This is a genomic window from Bartonella sp. OC68QHHN, from assembly GCF_042193875.1.
GTDB lineage: Bacteria > Pseudomonadota > Alphaproteobacteria > Rhizobiales > Rhizobiaceae > Bartonella > Bartonella grahamii_A.
This window is the reverse complement of sequence record NZ_JBHIME010000074.1, coordinates 24,531-43,080: the sequence shown is the minus strand read 5'-3', so window position 1 is coordinate 43,080 and position 18,550 is coordinate 24,531. Positions and strand designations below refer to the sequence as shown.

The window sequence follows — 18,550 nt, the reverse complement described above, 5'->3', positions numbered from 1 at the left end:
ATGACAACAATAGGGAGTGTTTCACCAGTAATGGCTTTGCCTTCACCCCGTTTGGCGAGCACAAGTTTACCATCAACGGGCATCGTGCTTTTTTACTCTTTTAAATACTTTATTATAATATGTGATTGGTAAAATTAAAATACAGCTCTAAGACTAAGTGTTTTATATTTATCGAAGTGACTTTTGTTATATCTAACTGTTTGGATAACAAGTATGTACCAACAGACATGAAAGAATTAAGAAAAACAGGGGATAGATCAGGAAATAAACACTATTTTTCAGAACAGAAGCCCTATGTTTGTTGAAAGAATTTTAAAATCAAACTTCTAATCTGTGGCAAAATGAGACTGGTGTCACGTTTCTGATACTTTTAGATGGACTCTCCCAAGAGGCGTCATCAGAACGCAAAAAAAATATTAGAAACAGTCCGTAAAGTATGCCCTTTGTAGAGGCATGTGGGAAAATCTTATTCCCGAACCTTTATTTACGCATCTCGTACCTTGGAAGAATAGGATAACTCAATAATTTATTTATACTATAAAGTTGAATGGTGGGCGTGACAGGGATTGAACCTGTGACCCCTACGATGTCAACGTAGTGCTCTCCCGCTGAGCTACACGCCCATTCATTGATTTTGCATACACCATACAGAATGACAAACGTCAATGCCTAATTTTGTTTTTTCTTTACAACAGATGCAAATAACTTAAAAAAATATTTTTTTAAGCAGCGATAAGGATCTTTTCAACCTCATTGACGAGTTCACGTAAGTGAAATGGCTTAGAGAGAACCTTTGCATCGGGAGGGGTATCACTATTTGAATTGAGTGCTACCGCTGCAAAACCTGTAATGAACATTACTCGTAAATCAGGGTCAATCTCAGTAGCACGTCGCGCGAGTTCGATTCCGTCCATCTCTGGCATCACAATATCAGTTAGGAGAAGGGAAAATGGCTCTTCTTGTAAACGTTCATACGCGCTAATACCATTATCGAAATCGGCGACTTCGTAGCCTGCACGTTCTAAGGCTTTTACGAGAAAGCGACGCATATCGTTATCATCTTCTGCGAGCAGGATTCGTTTCATGATTATGTTCCAATGGCTCCATTTGTCAGAGTTTTGCCGCATCAATTATACAATATAGAGTATTTATAAAAAAGATGGTAAAATGCTCATAATTGAAATGAATGGCAAAATGGTTAATTTCTACATTCTTATTCAGAATACAGCATATTCGTTGTGAGTTGGTTAAATTCGAAATCTATGTGATTTTGCAAAAAGAAGGGGAGCTCTAAAATTTTTAAGATGATTCATTGCTATCTTTTTTTTAAATTTGCTGATTATTATCAGAATTCCATTAAAAAACTTATAAAAACGGTTATTGTAGGGACTACCTATATCAAGAAATTAGAAGAATATTATGTTAATTTATTGTTTTAAAAAAGTCCTTCTAAGAAATAGAAATTTTATAGTTATTGTTTTATAGAGATTTGTAATAAATATTATAAATGCGCTTTATTTTCAGTTTTTTCCTTAACTGGATGAAAACTATTATTATTTCTAAATATAATATTAAATTAGCACTTAATAATAGATCAAAAATAGCATTTTGATGTTTTATTTATAAATATGTATCATGCAATATTAAGATAGATATATTATCTTTATTTTTATTAATTATAAAAATATCTTTATTTATATAAATAGTTTTTTATTAAGTTATTTTTTATGATAAAAAATAAATTTTGTTTAATGTAATAATATACTTTGTATATTCGTTTTTTATTAGAATGCGTGGTGAATATTTAGGTCATGGCTTGTCTGTAGAGTCTAGAAAACGAATCATATGAACGGTTGGAAAGTAAAATCTATTATATTAAAAAGTGTTTGTAGATCCAACGCGTGTAGAAAAAATCTTTTTTGATGGGGCGGAGCGGAAATTAAGGTTTAGTGTGATTTTACAGATACATTATCAGGAATAAATGCATCAAATGCTGCCAAAAATTGCTTTTTATAATCTTCGTTAACCATAATTGTATCCAGTTCAGCGCCTGTAATAGTAATACTTTCTGTCAGACGTGTGTGTTGGCATAATTGCCGCACTTCAATGTTGTTTGCAATATTGTTTTGATTGGCAAGAATAAAGAGTGTTGGGATTCGTAAATCTCCGTGAAGTACATTTTTCTTCACAGAATCAATCGCATTAAATACCGATGCCATCCATTGGGATGTTGGGGGCTTAATTGAAGGGAACGGCACTTTATGCATGTGTCCCAATTGTATATTGTTTTGTTTTGTTTTGTTTAATTTTTTCCCATCTTTCGCTGGTATAAAGCCAAGACCTATATCAGAAAGAAATTGTGTTAGTTTATGTTGAAAACCATTCGTTTTATTGCCTAATGGCGCAAAAAGGGGAGAAACACAAAGCAATCTATTAAACTGATGATGAATGAGATCTAATCCGCTAAGTGCTATCAATCCACCTATGCCATAGGCGAGCATAGAGTAAGGAGGCGGACAATTAGGATAAACAATATTTTTAAGAAATTTATATAAGTCATTAATATCATTATTTATATCAAAATAATTATGTCGGCTTTTTTTTCTTATCTTGAAGGATGTTTTTTCTTGATCAAACCAGTCAAATATTGCGGTATGAAAACCGCGTTTAGAAATTTCATTTATTAATAAAAAATATTTTTCTAAAGCATTTGCGTAGCTTTTGAGAATAACAATTGTTCCCTTAGATTTTTCCACCTCAGGATATGTTATCGCAAAACGAATTTCGTGATCTATTGCTATTTTAAGAGTACCATGATGGATATTAGGAAGAGTGGAACCCCAGTCTATGGGATAAAGAGGTGTTTCCAATTGAAATCCTTTACAGTGTATTTGCTGCTTAGTGCTTTAACATTTATGTAATGAAGAAAAATGATTTAAAAAGGGGTATATTATTTTTTAGATAGTTTTTATCAATTTAGGTCCCAAAGAGTTGAAATAAAGAAAAACGATTACCAGATAATATAGTACCGGTTGCCATGATGGGACCGCAGATTCACAAGTAAGTTTGCCATTTGGGAACTTTGTGAATTAATTATAAATTATAGTCGCTCTAGAGGAGGGCAATATTATGCGTCAAGTAGATTTTTCACCATTTTATCGTTCCACAGTAGGTTTTGATCATCTTTTTAACTGGTTTGATTCTAGAACACAACCAGATGAAGTTTCTTCTTATCCCCCTTATAATATCGAGCGTTTATCTGAAGATTCTTATAGAATTTCTATGGCTGTTGCTGGTTTTTCTCAAGATGAAATTGATATTGAAACGCATTGTAACCAGCTGATCGTTAAGGGAGATAGAAAGTCTGAAAATGATGATGAAGAGCGAGAATTCCTTTATCGAGGTATTGCTTCGCGTGCTTTTGAACGGCGTTTTCATTTGGCTGATCATGTTAAGGTTATTGGAGCAGAACTTGGAGATGGGCTTCTTCATATTCAGCTTAAAAGGGAAATGCCAGCTGAATTAAAACCCAAAAAGATAACCGTACAGATATCACCATCCATTACAAAAAATGATAACAGCGACATTATCGTGTAAAGAAAATTTAGAAAATATGAGACCGAATAATTATAAATTTTTCTGAAGAATAAAAAACGCGAGGCAAAAGGTCTCGCGTTTCGTGTGTGTTCTCTTAAGAACGAAGCTTATTTTAATAAAACAGCTTATCTCGAATTTATGATAAAATATTATTGCACATTATTTTACGTTGAAGAAAAAATTTATGTATGTGCAATTGAAATGCATAATAATTCACTTTTTAAGTAAGCTTATTTTTTATTTTATAGTGTTTAAAAAATGGTCGGAGCGGCGGGATTTGAACCCACGACCCCTTGACCCCCAGTCAAGTGCGCTACCAAGCTGCGCTACGCTCCGAGTTCGTGTAGAATGATTAAATGACTGTTTCTTTAAAGGCAAGAGAAAAAATAAACAGAATAAAATCTAAAATGCTCTTGCACTGAGAGCTTTTAAAAGTAAAAATTTTGGACATCAATATTTTGTTGTTAATTCAAGATACGTAACGAATCTGTAAAATTCTTTGTGATCATTAAATTTTTAGCTCTATAGTTAATAGATGTATGCATTTAATTACTTTCGTAGATTGTGAAGGGGTATGAATTGGAGAAGGAGGGGAGCAAATGAGTGCGGGAGGTATATTTTTTCCTTATCTAATCGTTACTTTTCTAAAAAGATAAAGATTTTCAAAAGGAGAGGAGTGAATGTATGGTATTGAAACGTTTTCCTTTGTCTAGAGTTTTTATAGACGAGGTATTTTGCACTTATGTGGACAAAAAATTGTAAGTTCTGGATTATATAATCACAAATCTCATTTTATGGGTATGCGTTTTTATCCAGATAAACAAGGACAGAATGCTTTAATTTATGTTTTGTTGTATTTTTTCTAAAATACCAGATAGAATATTATAGAGGAAAAACTTTCAAAGTGTCTATTGAACTAAGAAAAGAGTAAACGATGAGCCGTTTTTCGGTAATAAATTTGACGGAAGCAGCAGTAAATCGTGTTAAAGCGATTATGGATGCAAAAGATGCACAGGGTATTCTTGTTGGTATCAAAAAAGGTGGTTGTGCAGGGATGGAATATACAATTACTCTTGTCAAAGAAGAGGGGATAGATGCGGATGTTGTTGAAGTGAATGGTGCCCGTGTTTTTGTAGCACATGATGCGGTATTATTTTTATTAGGGACGCAGATGGATTATGAAGTGACAACGCTTCGTGCTGGTTTTGTCTTTAAAAATCCTAATCAAGTTTCAGCATGTGGGTGTGGCGAATCGGTGGAACTTCGTCCTGCTACGCAGGATCAATATAAAACAAATTGAGCTGAGCTAAATTATAATTTAGTAATTTTAGGGGAGCTTGTTCTTTGAGGTAGAAGAAATCTAAAATTTTTTATCGTTCATTTTTAGCGTGCTGTCAAAGTGCTTCCATTTCATTCAAGGATGCGTCAGTGAGTTTTTTAGATTGAGTGGATAGCTTTTCTTCAATATAGGCGAAACGATTTCGAAATTTTATATTCGTTTTTTTAATGCTTTTTGTGAATCAATCGCTAAATGGCGTGCGAGATTAAGGAGAATAAAGTAGAGATCTCCAAACTCTTCTTCGATCTTTAATTTTTTTTATTTTTGATGGCTTCTTTGAGCTCTTCGAGTCCTTCTTCTATTTTTTCAAAAACTTTATCACTTTTTTGCCAATCAAAACCTATTTTAGCTGCTGATTCTTGTACAGAAAGTGCCTCTTGGTTTGCTGGCTGGATTTGTTTTACTTTTGCGAGTATGCTTGTGGAGGAATTGTTGTTTTTTATGCTAGATACAACCACTATCAGAATTTCGTAATGCAGTTATAATTGCTGTGAGATTTTTTATATCTTTGGAAGCTAACATTTGTACTTCCTTTGTAAGCAATAGAGCCTTATGTTAGATGTCCCAACGTCTATGTAACCACATCCATTGTCCAGGATATTCACGGACCCAAGATTCAACAATATCATTTAATTTTTGCGTAGAAGCAGCTATATCGATATCATTTTTTTCATCACGTGGAAGTTCTACATGTTCATATAACTCTAAACGATGACGTCCATTAGGCAAACGAATACAACGTGCTGGATAAATATCACAGTCATATTGTCGAGCAAGTTTTATAATTAAGGGATTTGTTTTAAGAGGTCTGTTAAAAAATGTTCCCATGATACCGCGGCGAAATTTTTGATCAACGAGCATACCAACATTTTCACCTTCTTCTAATTTGGCTGCTAATGCCCATGCTGCACCGGCCTTGGAGGGAACAAGATGTCCCATAGAAGTTTGCCGTGCTTTAAGGACTCGTTTGGCAACATAGGGATTATTGGGAGGTCTAAATAATACTGTAACATTAAGATCAAAACTTTGTGCACAAATAGGCAGAAGTTCAAAATTACCAGTATGCGCAGTGAAAAAAATATGTGGTTTTTTTTCATTTTTTAATCGCTCAAATATTTCAACGCCTTGAACCTCAATGAAACCTGGCTCGTCCGCATGAGGATCAAAATCAAAAATTTTATCAAGAAAAATATATTCGGCTAAGAAACGTCCTATATTTTCCCACATTTCTATTGCAATCGCATGGAGTTCTTGCTCTGTTTTTTCTGGATATGCACTCCTAAGATTTGCAAGTGTGATTTGATGACGATGTAAAAGAGGACCAATTTTTTTTGCCAACCAAGAAAAAAAAGAGATTCCCATTTTGGCAGGAAAGCATTTTAGAATAAATAAAGAACCAAAGAGCAGATAAGCCCATAACAAATAGGATATTTTTTTAGCTATAATTTTAATAAGATATATGAGATTTTTAAGAGAAAGCTTTATCATGATTTAATCGATTGTAAGGATAATTTTACCAAAAATATCACGGCTTTCCATTCGTTTTAAAGCTGTATCAATTTCATCAAGCCCAACAATTGTATCAATAACAGGGTGTACGTTTTTTTGTGCCATTTTTTGCATGGCATTTTTCATATTTTCCATACGGCAGCCAAATGAACCGAATATCTTAAGTTGTTGTTGGAATAATTGCATGAGATTTATTGGTGCTGAAACACCAGAGGTTGAACCGCAAGTCACTAAGCGTGCTCCTTTTTTCATACATAACAGAGAACCGTTCCATGTATTTACACCAACATGCTCAAAAACAACGTCAACACCTTTTTTTTGGGTTAATTTACGCACCACACCTTCAAAACGATCTTTACGATAATTAATCACATGATCTGCTCCAAGAGAGTGTGCTTTTGCAATTTTTTCATCTGAACCTACAGTTGTGATAACTGTACAGCCCATGTGTTTTGCAAGTTGAATGGCTGCAGAGCCAATACCTGAACCACCAGCCTGTATCAGGATTGTTTCTCCTGCTTGTAATTTTGCGTTATCGAAAAGCATATGTTCTACGGTACCAAAAGTAATTGGAGCAACTGCTGCCTGCAATTCATCACATTGGGGAGGTGATGGAACTAATAAACGTGCTGGCAAATTGACAAGCTCACACGCAAATCCATCAAGGTGAAAACCATAGACTCCCTTTACATGACTGCAAAGATTATCCCGTCCTTCATGACAAGCTTGGCATACTCCGCAGGTTTGTGCACCATAAATTGAGACAATTTGTCCAAGTTGGAGATGTTCAACGCCATCTCCTATTTGTATAACCTCACCAGAGGCTTCTGCACCAATGATGAGTGGCATTTTTCTTTTCGCAAAAGCCATGCCACGCCATCCCCATACATCAATATGATTAAGAGCAACGGCTTTTATTCGCACAGTTACTTCACCTAGACTAGGTGAAGATGGCGGGGAAATATTGGTGATTTCAAGCCGACGATCATCGAAGAGTTGCAGTGCACGCATTACCATCCCCTTAAATATGTTATTAGGTTAGCTTTATAAAATTTTATTATTAAAGGATTATCCTTTATATGCAGTGATGACAAGACTCATATTTTGACCACCAAATCCAAATGAGTTGGATAAAACCGCATTGACACAGGCTTTACGGCTATGATGAGGAACAACATCTAAAGGGATAGCAGGGTCAGGATTATCATAATTTATTGTAGGTGGAAGTATCCCCGATTGAATGGTTAAAAGCGAAAAAACCGCTTCTATTGCACCAGCAGCAGTTAATGTATGCCCAATCATTGATTTATTAGAAGAGACTGGAATATGCTCTAAAAGATCACCGAATACTGTTGATAATGCAAGATATTCCATTTTCTCATTTTCAGGTGTTGAAGTTCCATGTGCATTAATATAATCAATTTCATTGATGGTTATTTGTGCATCGTCTAAAGCTTTGCGAACGGATTCAATTGCTGGTGATGCATCGGGTTTTGAACGTGTACGGTGAAAATCATCGGCTGTTTCTCCACAGCCAGCTAAAATTCCTAAAACTGTAGCATTACGGTTTAATGCGCTTTGAAGAGATTCAAGAACAAAAGCACCTGAGCCTTCTGCCATAACAAATCCATCCCGATCACGGCTAAAGGGTTTTGCTGCTTTTTCAGCAGGATCATTTTGGGTTGAAAGAGCAGATAGTAACGAAAAACGGATGAGAGATTCTGCTGAAACTGATCCATCTGTCGCAATTATGAGAGCTCGATTTGTCTCTCCCCGTCTAATAGACTCAACTCCTAATTGAATTGCTGTTGCACCAGATGCACAAGCAGTGGAAAGTGTAACAGGAAGTCCTTTTGTGCCAAATGTTTTTTGAAGTTTTTCTGCAATTGCACCAAATTGTGTGGCTTCAAAAAGCGTTTCATGGAGTTTATCCTTACAGACTTTAAGAAGATGTGCATAAGAAGGTTCATTATTGAATTCTTCCTCTTGATCAAGACTAAAACGTGCGGTCCATTCAAGTTCAACAGGAGGAGCAGCTAGAAAGAGTGGTCCATTAAATTTTTTTTTATCAACAGCAGCTTGTTCCAAAGCTTCTTCAGCAGAAAGATGTGCAAGCTTCTCAGAGAGAGCTGAAGCACCAAGTGTACTTTCTTTTAGAAAATCAATTGTTCCAGCAATATATGTATTTAATCCCTCAACGGGAAAACGCGTTATTTTGTGGATACCGCTTACACCGCTTGTTAATTTTTGCCAATTTTCATGTTTCCCTTGTCCCAGTGATGTGACAATACCTGCCCCAGTTATTGCTACAAGTGGACGCCCAAAATGATCATGATATTTCATTATAGAAATTCCCCTTCAAACAGCTGTAAGACGTACGACACCTTCAGCTCTTTTTATACCAATAGTTGTAACAAATATTTCACGTACTTCTTTAGCAAAAGGTTTTTCATGAGAACTTAATGCTGGAAAACTGTGTTTTTTTTCAATTGAAAGTGCTGCAAGAGCTAGAGCTAGAGGAAATTGTGCTTCCCGCATATACCCAAATAATGTTGTAATGCCACGGTAAGATAGATCAGCATTATCAAGAGCATTTTGTTCTGCTTTTGTTGCTTCGTGAGCTCCTGAGGCTGCTGAAATGGCTAAGGTAGATTTAGCGCCTGCAGTTTTTAACATTATTGCGATTGACTCTCTAAGTGGAATTTTGGTTCTATCTGTTTGGTCTGTAATAATTTGGCTAATTTCAGCATAAACACGGGCGTTGCGTTTTTTTGCATGTTCTTCACTTTCAAGAACTAGGAAGATACCACCAGAACCGGCTATGATACCGCCGCCAGGGTGGATTTCACGATCCCACACTGGGCTCCATCCACTATGGGTTAAAAGACCACCAAGCTCATGCGCCAATAACATATCATAACTTTGTGCATTATAGGAACTTCCTACAAGAGCATGGGTACTTTGACCTGATTTAATACGAGCTACAGCAATTTGAAGTGCAGAAAGCCCACTGCCTTCTTCTCCCATAAATGTACGAGATGATCCAGTGACTTTATGAACAATTGAAATGTTTCCTGCCAAAAGGTTTGAAAGTTGTGCCAAAAATAATGTTGGACGAAGTTCGGTTGAAAGAGCAACATTTAACATAGAGGCATGATCGGCAACTGTGCGCGCTTTAGAAAGAATCTGTGTATCAACAGTAATATCACGCTCTCCTCCACTTGCTGCTACGATCATATCCATTGTTGAAGTGAATTGTTCATTATTTTTCATGCCGGCATCATCAAGAGCAAGACCAGCTGCATAGGTACCAAGACGCTGCCATGTTCCCATTTGCCGTTGATCACTTTTTTTAGGAATTTGTAAACTCCAATCAATTTCAGGCAATTTATGAACCGTGTAGGGTGAAAAAGTTGTACAATCTAGGTTTGGTGTATGGATTGGATCATTTAAGAGATTCCAATGCTGATCAGTTCCTTCCCCCAGAGAGCTTATGAGTCCTATACCAGTGATGAATACAGATTGATTATGCATGATGAAAATTAATCTGCCTGTTTTAAGGCAACGAGATCATCAATTTTTGCACAAAGGTTTTTAAGCACAAAGTATTCTTCTGTTGCAACGGCACCTTCGTTGACTTCTTGTGTCCATTGTTCTAGAGGGACTTTTATTCCGAAAGCTTTATCAATAGCGAAAACAATATCAAGAAAATCAAGACTGTCGATTCCTAGATCGTCAATTGTATGACTTTCAGGTGTAATTGTATTGCGATCAATTTCACTGATTTCTGCAATGATATCAGCAACTTTATCAAATGTGGAAGGCAATGTACGGGTTCCTTATTATAGAGTTAGTAAATTCAAAATACATTTAATATCATTCTTCTAGCCTTTTTTTTCTTAAAAAAAAAGGCTTAATCCAGAATATAGCTGTCTTTCCTATAGAGAAAAGAGGTTTACAGTACATGAAATACTATATCTTAATATTTAAAAAACTTCGAAATTTTATTGCGCATTTATTTTACGAGTATATTTTTTCTATTGGCCGCAAGGACAGCAAGGGCTGTTATATTAACAACTCCCCGTGAAGTTACTGAAGGTGTTAAGATATGGGCGGGACGTGCTGCCCCGATTAAAATAGGACCCACATGGAGTGCATTTGTGAGGCTTTTAACAGTGTTGAGTGTGATATTGGCTGAATCAAGTGTTGGAAAGACAAGCAAATTAGCTTCACTTTTAAGACGAGAATCAGGAAAAACACGATCACGAAAAACTTTGGAAAGAGCAGCATCACCATGCATTTCACCATCCGCTTCTAAATTAGGGTGTAATTTGGCAAGAATTTCTGTTGCACGTCGCATTTTACGTGCACTTTCTGTGTTTTTAGAACCAAAGTTTGAGTGTGATAATAAAGCTGCTTTTGGTGTTATTCCAAATGCTTCAACTTCTTGAGCTGCCAATACAGTCATTTCAGCGATTTCTTCTGCAGAAGGATTTTCATTGACGTAAGTATCTGTGAGGAAAAGAGTACGTTGTTGAGAGATAAGCAAACTCATAGCAGAAAAACGGTGAACATTAGGATCAAGACCGATAATTTGTTCAATCAATTCAAGTTGACGTTCAAAACGTCCTTCTAAGCCGCAAATCATTGCATCTGCTTCTTCACGCATGACGGCAAGGGCAGCAATAGCCGTTGTTGAGGTTCTCACGACTGTTTTTGCCATTTCAGGCGTAACACCACGCCTTCCTGTATAATGAAAAAATAAATTAACATAATCACGAAAACGTGGATCATCTTCAGGGTTTGTTAATTCAAAATCTATGCCAGGACGAATTCTTAAACCAAAGCGTTTTAATCTTGCTTCTACGACATGTGGACGGCCGATAAGGATGGGCGTTGCTGTTTGTTCTTCAATGACAACTTGTGCTGCACGAAGGACGCGTTCATCTTCACCATTGGCGTAGATGACACGTTTACGTTTTGCTGTTTTTGCTGCAGCAAAAACAGGTTTCATTGTTAAACCAGAAAGAAAGACAAATCGATTGAGGATATCATAGTAGGCTTCCATATCTTTAATGGGACGAATGGCGACACCAGTTGCCATTGCTGCTTTAGCAACAGCGGGAGCAATACGCAGTATTAAACGCGGATCAAAAGGAGAGGGGATCAGATAGTCTGGTCCAAAATTGGGTGGTTCTTTTGAGTATGCACGTGCTGCAACATCTGAAGTTTCTTCACGTGCAAGGGCAGCAATCGCATGAACAGCGGCCATTTTCATTTCTTCATTAATTGCGCTAGCACCTACATCTAATGCACCACGGAAGATATAGGGAAAACAAAGGACATTATTAACTTGATTAGGATAATCAGAGCGTCCTGTGCAGATCATTGCATCTGGTCGTATAGAGCGTGCTTCTTCAGGCATAATTTCTGGTACTGGATTAGCCAGCGCTAAAATGAGTGGATTTTGAGCCATTCTTTTAAGATATTCAGGCTTTAAAACACCACCTGCCGATAGACCTAGAAAAATATCCGCATCATCAATAATATCAGATAAAGTTCGTGCGTCCGTTTTTTGTGCGTAATTGATTTTCCAACGATCCATAAGGGTCTTGCGACCTTCATAAACAACCCCCTCTAAGTCACTAAGCCAAATATTTTCAACTTTCGCTCCAAGACGAACTAAAAGATTAAGACAAGCTAAGGCAGCAGCACCTGCACCTGAGGTAACTATTTTTGCATTTTCAATTTTTTTTCCTGAAAGATTTAAGGCATTTAATACAGCCGCAGAAACAATAATGGCAGTTCCATGTTGGTCATCATGAAAAACTGGAATATTCATTTTAGCACGAAGTTTTTCTTCGATGTCAAAACATTCAGGGGCCTTAATGTCTTCAAGATTAATACCACCAAATGTAGGTTCTAAGGTCGATATTGTTTGTACCATTTGTTCTATATCGGATGCATCAATTTCAATATCAAAAACATCAATATTCGCAAATTTTTTGAATAAAACGGCTTTGCCTTCCATAACTGGCTTTGAAGCGAGTGGACCAATGTTTCCTAAACCAAGAACAGCAGTTCCATTGGATATAACAGCGACTAAGTTAGCACGGGAGGTATATTGAGCAGCAAGATTGGGATCTTCATGAATCGCAAGACATGGTGCTGCAACGCCTGGAGAATAAGCAAGAGCTAAATCACGTTGATTATCAAGAGGTTTTGTTGCTTGTATTTCCAATTTTCCAGGTTTTGGGTGTTGGTGATAAAAAAGTGCGGCACTGTCAAGTTCAGCTTTTGGTGAACTGAAATCACTATTTCGTTCTCTAGACATTTTTATGATATCCAAGTTAGCTTATGTGTATATGAGATGTTTCATCTACGATAAGGTTTTGTCCACTAATAGATCCTCATTTCTCTGAATATCAAAATGCATGAGTATGAGCAAATTCTTCTGGATCGTAAAACCAGTTTGATGATTCTTTTTTGTTTGTATGCATGAATAATTTCATTGATAGCAGCACATTTGTTTTTCTCTCCTTAATAAAACTCGTAAAAATTGATCAGTTTACAAAAAAATAAAATATTTTCTAACGATTACATTATCAAGCCACTATTTTTACAATGTTTACAAAACAAGGAAAGAACAGAAGAGCGTTTTCGATTAATTTCATCCGTTTTTTATAAAGTATATATTTTATTTAAAGTTTTATACGGAGGTAGAAGAAATTTTAAATAACAATTTGTAATTTATAAATTGTTTATTCAGCTATTTTAAAGGAGACTGGAAGTTGTGTTGTTTATCATTCTTAGAATGATATGTTGTTTGATAAGTCATTACGCTTCTTTAGGTTATTGCTTAGGATATCAAAGAAAACCGCATGCCAATTATCCCAGCCTTTGAAGTATAAAGCTATAGTTGAAAGAAAAGTACTCTATGATGAGCCATTAAAACAACTGGTGAGAGAAAAAGTGGAAAAAGATATTTTTTCCACTTTTCTTATTTTTTTATTGGATTCGACTGCTTGCATGAGCAAGCATAGTATAAACTTTTCCGGTATCTGATATCAGATATTTGCGAACTGAGTTGGAAGAACCAGAATTGCGCGATATATCACGTAAGAGCTTTTCGAAATCTGTAACATATTGATTCACTGAACGTTTAAACTCAAAATCGCTTATATATTTTCTCTTAATCATTTCAAATATTTTTTTCCCATTTAAGGTATAAAGGCGTTCTGTTACGATGTTTTTCTGTCCACGTTGATAATGATCCCATAGCTCAACAATGGCATTGTGATTAATAGCTTGCACTATACCAGAAGCTAATGAGTTAAGAGAGCTGTCTGCAGGAGATGGTTTTGTTTGCACTGATATTAAAACATCATCACTAGGGGGAGCATCATAAAATGTTTCTTCACGTGAAGCTCTTTCTAAGAGATTAGATACCCATTTATTTGGTCTTTTTTTGCTTTGATCTTGTTGCAAAATAGGCTTAGGTGGTACGATCTTTTTAACGGACTCAGTGGAATTGTCACCTCTTTGATTAAACATTGATGATGTAGGAAATGCCGATATCAGCTGTTCTTTTGCTCCCTTTTGCTCATTTTGTATAACACTGACTAGATCTTGTAACGCTGTAATCTGTTCATTCAAAGCTGTGCGAATTGTTTGTGTTGTTTCTTTTGTCTTTTCTGGAAGTTTCTTAACATTTTCATTTATATCATTATTAATCTTTGAAAGCTCTAAACGAACTTCATCAGCGGAGCGACGTATGTTTTCCGCTGCTTCTGAAAAACGCGTCGATGCTTCACTAACAAGCCTATTAAGTGATTGCTGGAATGAATTTGTGGAGTTACGCGCATTCTTATCAGAGCGTTCAAGTGCTAAGTTGAAGATTTTTTCATAATGCCCAATCATTTGATTAATTTCATGAGACTTTGAGACAAGAGCATCGCTTAATACAGAAAGCGTATTATGTTTTTCTTCAAGTGTTGCACTAAGTGAATTTTCAGACTGTTCAAGAACATGAATAGTTTGGGAAAGTGTTTTTGCATGTTCACCAAAACTGCTCGTTATATGATTAATTTGTTCAAAGGTACTCTTTGAAAGTCCTTGCAGAATTTCAACATTATTATTGAGCGCTTGATTTGAGGCTGACAAATGCTCTACTACTTGGTCCGTGTTGCGGAAAAAATTATTCGTACTCTCATTAAACTGACCATCAATATTTTGAACAGCCGATAATAAAACATTACTATTTTCATGAAAATTGTAAATTGATTGATTCAACTGTGTTAAGATGGATGAGACATTATTAACAAGGTCTTCCTTCATAACCGTTATTGTTTGAAGTGTTTCAGAGTTAGCTTTGGTTAAGCTATTCACTAAAAATTCATTATGTGCATAAATTCTTTGTTCAGCTTCTTGTGTGGAGAGAGAGAGTTGTTTACCGATATGCTGTGTTAAAGAATCTATTGATTCTGTCGTATTTTGCGCTGCTTGATTTAAGTGATTTGTCAGCTCTGTTATTTTTCCAACATGTTTTGAAATTTGTGTTGCTGTTTGATTTTCTGCATCTTCCAGACGGCTCGTTACATCAGAGAGCTGATATCCTAAATTATTTTTTAAATTTTGCATAGAGTGATGAAGAACATTACAGCGTTCATTAAGAACTTGCTCTATTGCTGTTGTTGATGTGTGAATAGTTTCATTCAATAATGCTTGTGCATTATGACTGGCTGTTGCGAAAGCTTCGACAGTATGCGCTGTTTGTTCAGACAGAACGGACAGAACTTTTTCACTGGTATCATAAACAGTTTTTTTGACATTTGATACAATACGATTGCCTGATTCTGAGAGAATATTTTCTGCTTGTGCAGTGACATTTGTAACAGATGAAAGAATTTGTTCACTCGTAGAAGAAAGAATATCAGAAGCTTTTATAATCTTATTATGCAGGTTATCTGTAACTGTATTAACAGAGTCTTCTAAGGTTACACGCATATTGTCAACACTGCTTTCCAGCGCTTGTTGAATTATCTGACTTTGCTCATTATTAATCATGAGAGACGTTTTTAACGTGTCAGAACGTTTCTCAATAACAGATGTTTGCATATCAATGGCTTCACAGATTTGGCTAAATTTTTCAGATAATGTTTCCTCTAGCGCTGTTGTCCGTTCAAAAATTTTGTGTGCACGATCTTCTAGATCTGTATCGAATGATTCCATACGCGTTTCAAGGGTTTCAAAGAAAACACCACTCGATTGAGAGAGAGTATTCTTTAAAATTTCGGCATGGCTTTCAAGGTTTTTGATATGATCTTGAACCGTTTCAGTAATGTTCTTATTATTGGCGACAATTGCACTCTCAACTAAATCTATTTGTTGTTTCAATGCAACATCGACACGTATATCACTTTTTGCAATGAGGTTATGGATTGTTTCCATCCGTTGCTCAAGTGTGCGTGCTTGATCGGCAAGAACTTCATTGAGAGAAAAACTATTAATCGCTAAAGAGTCACGCAGAGCATCGGCACGGATATCAATATTTCTCGCTTGTGCTTCTAAAGCATCTTGGGTTGTATTGCAGCTTTGTACAATGACATTTTGTAGTTTTTCAGTGCATTGAATGATGTTTGTAATATGATTCTCAGCTTGTTTATCAACGACTTGAACATTGTTAGCCAAAACTTTTTCAATGTGAGAAGTATTTTGGAACAAGACATCAATTTGATTTTTTAATGTATCCGCAATTTTATTCTTCTCGTTATCGAGCATATCTGCCATAAGAGCTCGTTGATCAGAAAGTTGTACTTTAAAATCTTGTGAACGTTCTTGTATGATATTAACAATGGCATTGTCGACATATTGAATTTCTTCTTTCAGACTTTCTTTACTTTTATCAATTGCAGAAAGAATAGCTTCACGTCCATTTGTAAATGCATGGGTAATGTCTGCTGTTTTTTCTTGGAGGTTTTCATTTATTTTCAAGACATGAGATTCCAAGAAGTTACCAAGTTTTTCAGCATTATCCTCTAAAGCCTGACTGCGTTCTATAAAGGAATCAATGATGGAGTCACTATGTTCTTTAAGAGAAAGATCAACAGTTGCTAAACGTTGTTCAAAGGCTCCAATTGCTTGCGAGGTTACGTTATCAAATTTAGAAGAGAGTTTATGTGCTTGGTCGTCGAGCTTTAAGATTTTCTCATCAAAATTCTGTAGAGATTGATTATTACGATCAATAAGAGCTTTATCCAAAGCTTTAAACTTTTCATCGACAGCGTGCAAAGTTTGGTCTGTTACTGCTTGTATATGTGTTGCAATTTTAGCAACATGTACTTCCGCTTTTTCAGCTGTTTCATTAAAGGTTTTTTCTATTTGTTTTTCATTATGATCAAATCGTTTTGCAAAACCATCGAAGTTTTTTCCTAACTCATGAAAAAATTCTGTGTTTTTTTGCTGAATTTGTGTTGTTGTTTCATTAAATTTTTCAACAAGCTGATTTGTTACGCCATCACCGGCATAGGAAAGTTTTTCAACAAGGTCTTCACCTTGTTTTTGTAAAGTTTGAGAAAGGGTTTGTGCAAGCTTTTCAACATTGGTTACAATTTTAGAGGTAACCAAACCAAATTCATCACTCAGTTGTTCTTGGGTTCCTTTAATTGTTGATTGTACGCGATCTGCGTGATTCAAAATGGCTATGCGTTCATTACTCAATTCTTTGATTAATGTGTGAATGCGTAATTCATTTTCAGCATAGGCTTGTTCTAGGTTGTGAACTTCACCTTGTATGATTGCTTCAAGTTCGACAGCACGTCCGAGGGTACGTTCAATACCTTCGTTCATTGCCGCTACTTCTTCACGAATGGTTTGCCCTATAGCAATAGCTTGTTTTTCAGATAAATGTTGTGGCTCACTAAGGCGTTGTGCAGCATTTGTCATAAGAAGAGCAATATTATGCAAGTCGTTTGAACGTTTCGTTAATTGAGCAACGCCCCAAGATATAAGGATAGGAATTGCTGTTCCTGCTGCTACAGCGAGTCCTGTTGGGGATGTAACAAAAGTGCTGATATTGGATAAGGAGCTGAGTCCGGTAGGTGCGAGCTTATGCGCAATAAAAGCCCCTCCCGTTGCCCATAAAGCACTAAGCGCTGTTGTATACCAGTAGACTCGAGAGGAAGAACGCTGCTTTAATAGTTCAAAATTTACAGGGGTTGTTATATCATCATTTGCAGGAAGAAGTTTTGTAGATAACAATGTATTATGAACGGTTCCACCTGAAATATCAGGTGAAGGTTTTGGAGCAAAAAGCTGTTCAACAACGGATTTATCAATAACAGCTTCATCATGAATATTAGAAACAAAAGTTGAAGTACCGTTTTCAGCAAAAAATTCTTCTTCTGCCTTTGCAATTTTTTGAATCAGATCATCGACATTAACAATATTTTCAGAATTATTGGATGATATCGTTTCAAATCCTGTGTCATCGAAATCAAAGTTCATAGCTTTTGTGAGGGCTTCTTCAACTTCAACTTCAAATGTTTGCAATTTGGTTCTGCGTGCCATACTCGCCTCGTACTCTTACAGACGGAAAAGGGATACGTCCTTTTCCACATAACTTCTACATACTAGCTGTTAATTATTTAGAAAGGAATATGCTTAGGGAAAAATTTTAAAAACTTATCAAGATAAAGTTAACGCAGTTTCTTATACCCTGTTTAAAAATGTTATAAAATATAGTAAAAACAATTTATTATTTGAATCTAACAAAAACAAAAATACTGTTTACAACTTGTGTTTATAAAAACTTTATAAGCTGGTAGTCTTTGAAATAAGGATAATTTAATAGCGGTTATATATACAGTAAGGTGCGAATGCCTCTCTTTAATAGCGATGATCGTTAATAAATATTGTTGTCCGCTTACTTTTATTGATTCTAAACGAAGCAGATTCATCATCACGTATAGTCTGTAGTAGCTTAGAATGTATAAAAGTATGTCTGTGAATTATAAGCTCATAAAAAAGTAAACGTGGAAAAATTTTTAATTTAATATCGCTTTTCGTAAATTGCGCTTGATTCTTGCCTTAAAGAGCCGTTTTTTC

At 35.8% G+C, this 18,550-nt stretch carries 11 protein-coding genes, 2 tRNA genes and 1 pseudogene; 2 read left to right on the top strand and 12 right to left on the bottom strand.

The features are described 5' to 3' along the window. Window positions 1-548 precede the first annotated feature (548 nt). The 3 genes from ACFIJ0_RS07715 to ACFIJ0_RS07705 form a co-directional block, all read right to left on the bottom strand. A tRNA-Val gene (locus tag ACFIJ0_RS07715) sits at window positions 549-623 on the bottom strand. A 99-nt stretch (window positions 624-722) separates the two neighbouring features. Beyond that, the gene (gene cpdR / locus ACFIJ0_RS07710) at window positions 723-1,085 is read right to left on the bottom strand and encodes a cell cycle two-component system response regulator CpdR (protein WP_375613077.1); all 363 of its coding nucleotides are present in this window, start codon (window positions 1,083-1,085) and stop codon (window positions 723-725) included. A gap of 861 nt (window positions 1,086-1,946) precedes the next feature. After that, on the bottom strand, window positions 1,947-2,870 hold the full coding sequence (locus tag ACFIJ0_RS07705) for a serine aminopeptidase domain-containing protein (protein WP_375622646.1): 924 nt from the start codon (window positions 2,868-2,870) through the stop codon (window positions 1,947-1,949). Between the two features lie 259 nt (window positions 2,871-3,129). On the opposite strand from ACFIJ0_RS07705, the gene ACFIJ0_RS07700 reads away from it, so the two are divergent. After that, window positions 3,130-3,597, top strand: coding sequence for an Hsp20 family protein (locus ACFIJ0_RS07700; RefSeq protein ID WP_375622644.1), 468 nt, complete (start codon window positions 3,130-3,132; stop codon window positions 3,595-3,597). 259 nt (window positions 3,598-3,856) lie between these two features. Here the strand turns inward: ACFIJ0_RS07700 and ACFIJ0_RS07695 are convergent. Further along, a tRNA-Pro gene (locus ACFIJ0_RS07695) sits at window positions 3,857-3,933 on the bottom strand. Between the two features lie 598 nt (window positions 3,934-4,531). Here ACFIJ0_RS07695 and ACFIJ0_RS07690 point away from each other — a divergent pair. Further along, the gene (locus ACFIJ0_RS07690; protein ID WP_375622642.1) at window positions 4,532-4,897 is read left to right on the top strand and encodes an iron-sulfur cluster assembly accessory protein; all 366 of its coding nucleotides are present in this window, start codon (window positions 4,532-4,534) and stop codon (window positions 4,895-4,897) included. A 94-nt stretch (window positions 4,898-4,991) separates the two neighbouring features. On the opposite strand, the pseudogene ACFIJ0_RS07685 reads toward ACFIJ0_RS07690, so the two are convergent. From ACFIJ0_RS07685 to ACFIJ0_RS07650, 8 genes and pseudogenes are all read right to left on the bottom strand, one after another. After that, window positions 4,992-5,373 (bottom strand): annotated as a pseudogene (locus tag ACFIJ0_RS07685) (MazG nucleotide pyrophosphohydrolase domain-containing protein); the annotation flags it as partial. A gap of 118 nt (window positions 5,374-5,491) precedes the next feature. After that, the gene (locus tag ACFIJ0_RS07680; protein ID WP_375622640.1) at window positions 5,492-6,424 is read right to left on the bottom strand and encodes a lipid A biosynthesis lauroyl acyltransferase; all 933 of its coding nucleotides are present in this window, start codon (window positions 6,422-6,424) and stop codon (window positions 5,492-5,494) included. Window positions 6,425-6,427: 3 nt separating this feature from the next. Further along, a complete protein-coding gene (locus tag ACFIJ0_RS07675) occupies window positions 6,428-7,456 on the bottom strand; it encodes a zinc-binding dehydrogenase (RefSeq protein ID WP_375622638.1) in 1,029 nt (342 codons plus the stop codon). Between the two features lie 57 nt (window positions 7,457-7,513). Next, window positions 7,514-8,788: a beta-ketoacyl-ACP synthase gene (locus tag ACFIJ0_RS07670; protein ID WP_375644312.1), complete on the bottom strand. Its 1,275-nt coding sequence runs from the start codon at window positions 8,786-8,788 to the stop codon at window positions 7,514-7,516. A 15-nt stretch (window positions 8,789-8,803) separates the two neighbouring features. Then, window positions 8,804-9,979, bottom strand: coding sequence for a beta-ketoacyl-ACP synthase (locus ACFIJ0_RS07665; RefSeq protein ID WP_375622634.1), 1,176 nt, complete (start codon window positions 9,977-9,979; stop codon window positions 8,804-8,806). Between the two features lie 8 nt (window positions 9,980-9,987). Next, window positions 9,988-10,272: an acyl carrier protein gene (locus ACFIJ0_RS07660; RefSeq protein ID WP_375622632.1), complete on the bottom strand. Its 285-nt coding sequence runs from the start codon at window positions 10,270-10,272 to the stop codon at window positions 9,988-9,990. A 188-nt stretch (window positions 10,273-10,460) separates the two neighbouring features. After that, window positions 10,461-12,779: an NADP-dependent malic enzyme gene (locus ACFIJ0_RS07655; RefSeq protein ID WP_375622630.1), complete on the bottom strand. Its 2,319-nt coding sequence runs from the start codon at window positions 12,777-12,779 to the stop codon at window positions 10,461-10,463. Window positions 12,780-13,453: 674 nt separating this feature from the next. Then, window positions 13,454-18,013 carry a hypothetical protein gene (locus ACFIJ0_RS07650; RefSeq protein WP_375622628.1) on the bottom strand — a complete coding sequence of 1,520 codons (4,560 nt, stop codon included), beginning with the start codon at window positions 18,011-18,013 and terminating at the stop codon, window positions 13,454-13,456. Between the last annotated feature and the right edge of the window lie 537 nt (window positions 18,014-18,550).

What these genes read in the sequence shown, in the direction of transcription:
- ACFIJ0_RS07675 (WP_375622638.1), bottom strand. Translation starts at nt 7,456, where the DNA reads ATGCGTGCACTGCAACTCTTCGATGATCGTCGGCTTGAAATCACCAAT.
- ACFIJ0_RS07665 (WP_375622634.1), bottom strand. Translation starts at nt 9,979, where the DNA reads ATGCATAATCAATCTGTATTCATCACTGGTATAGGACTCATAAGCTCT.
- ACFIJ0_RS07670 (WP_375644312.1), bottom strand. Translation starts at nt 8,788, where the DNA reads ATGAAATATCATGATCATTTTGGGCGTCCACTTGTAGCAATAACTGGG.
- ACFIJ0_RS07650 (WP_375622628.1), bottom strand. Translation starts at nt 18,013, where the DNA reads ATGGCACGCAGAACCAAATTGCAAACATTTGAAGTTGAAGTTGAAGAA.
- ACFIJ0_RS07655 (WP_375622630.1), bottom strand. Translation starts at nt 12,779, where the DNA reads ATGTCTAGAGAACGAAATAGTGATTTCAGTTCACCAAAAGCTGAACTT.
- ACFIJ0_RS07680 (WP_375622640.1), bottom strand. Translation starts at nt 6,424, where the DNA reads ATGATAAAGCTTTCTCTTAAAAATCTCATATATCTTATTAAAATTATA.
- ACFIJ0_RS07700 (WP_375622644.1), top strand. Translation starts at nt 3,130, where the DNA reads ATGCGTCAAGTAGATTTTTCACCATTTTATCGTTCCACAGTAGGTTTT.
- ACFIJ0_RS07690 (WP_375622642.1), top strand. Translation starts at nt 4,532, where the DNA reads ATGAGCCGTTTTTCGGTAATAAATTTGACGGAAGCAGCAGTAAATCGT.
- cpdR (WP_375613077.1), bottom strand. Translation starts at nt 1,085, where the DNA reads ATGAAACGAATCCTGCTCGCAGAAGATGATAACGATATGCGTCGCTTT.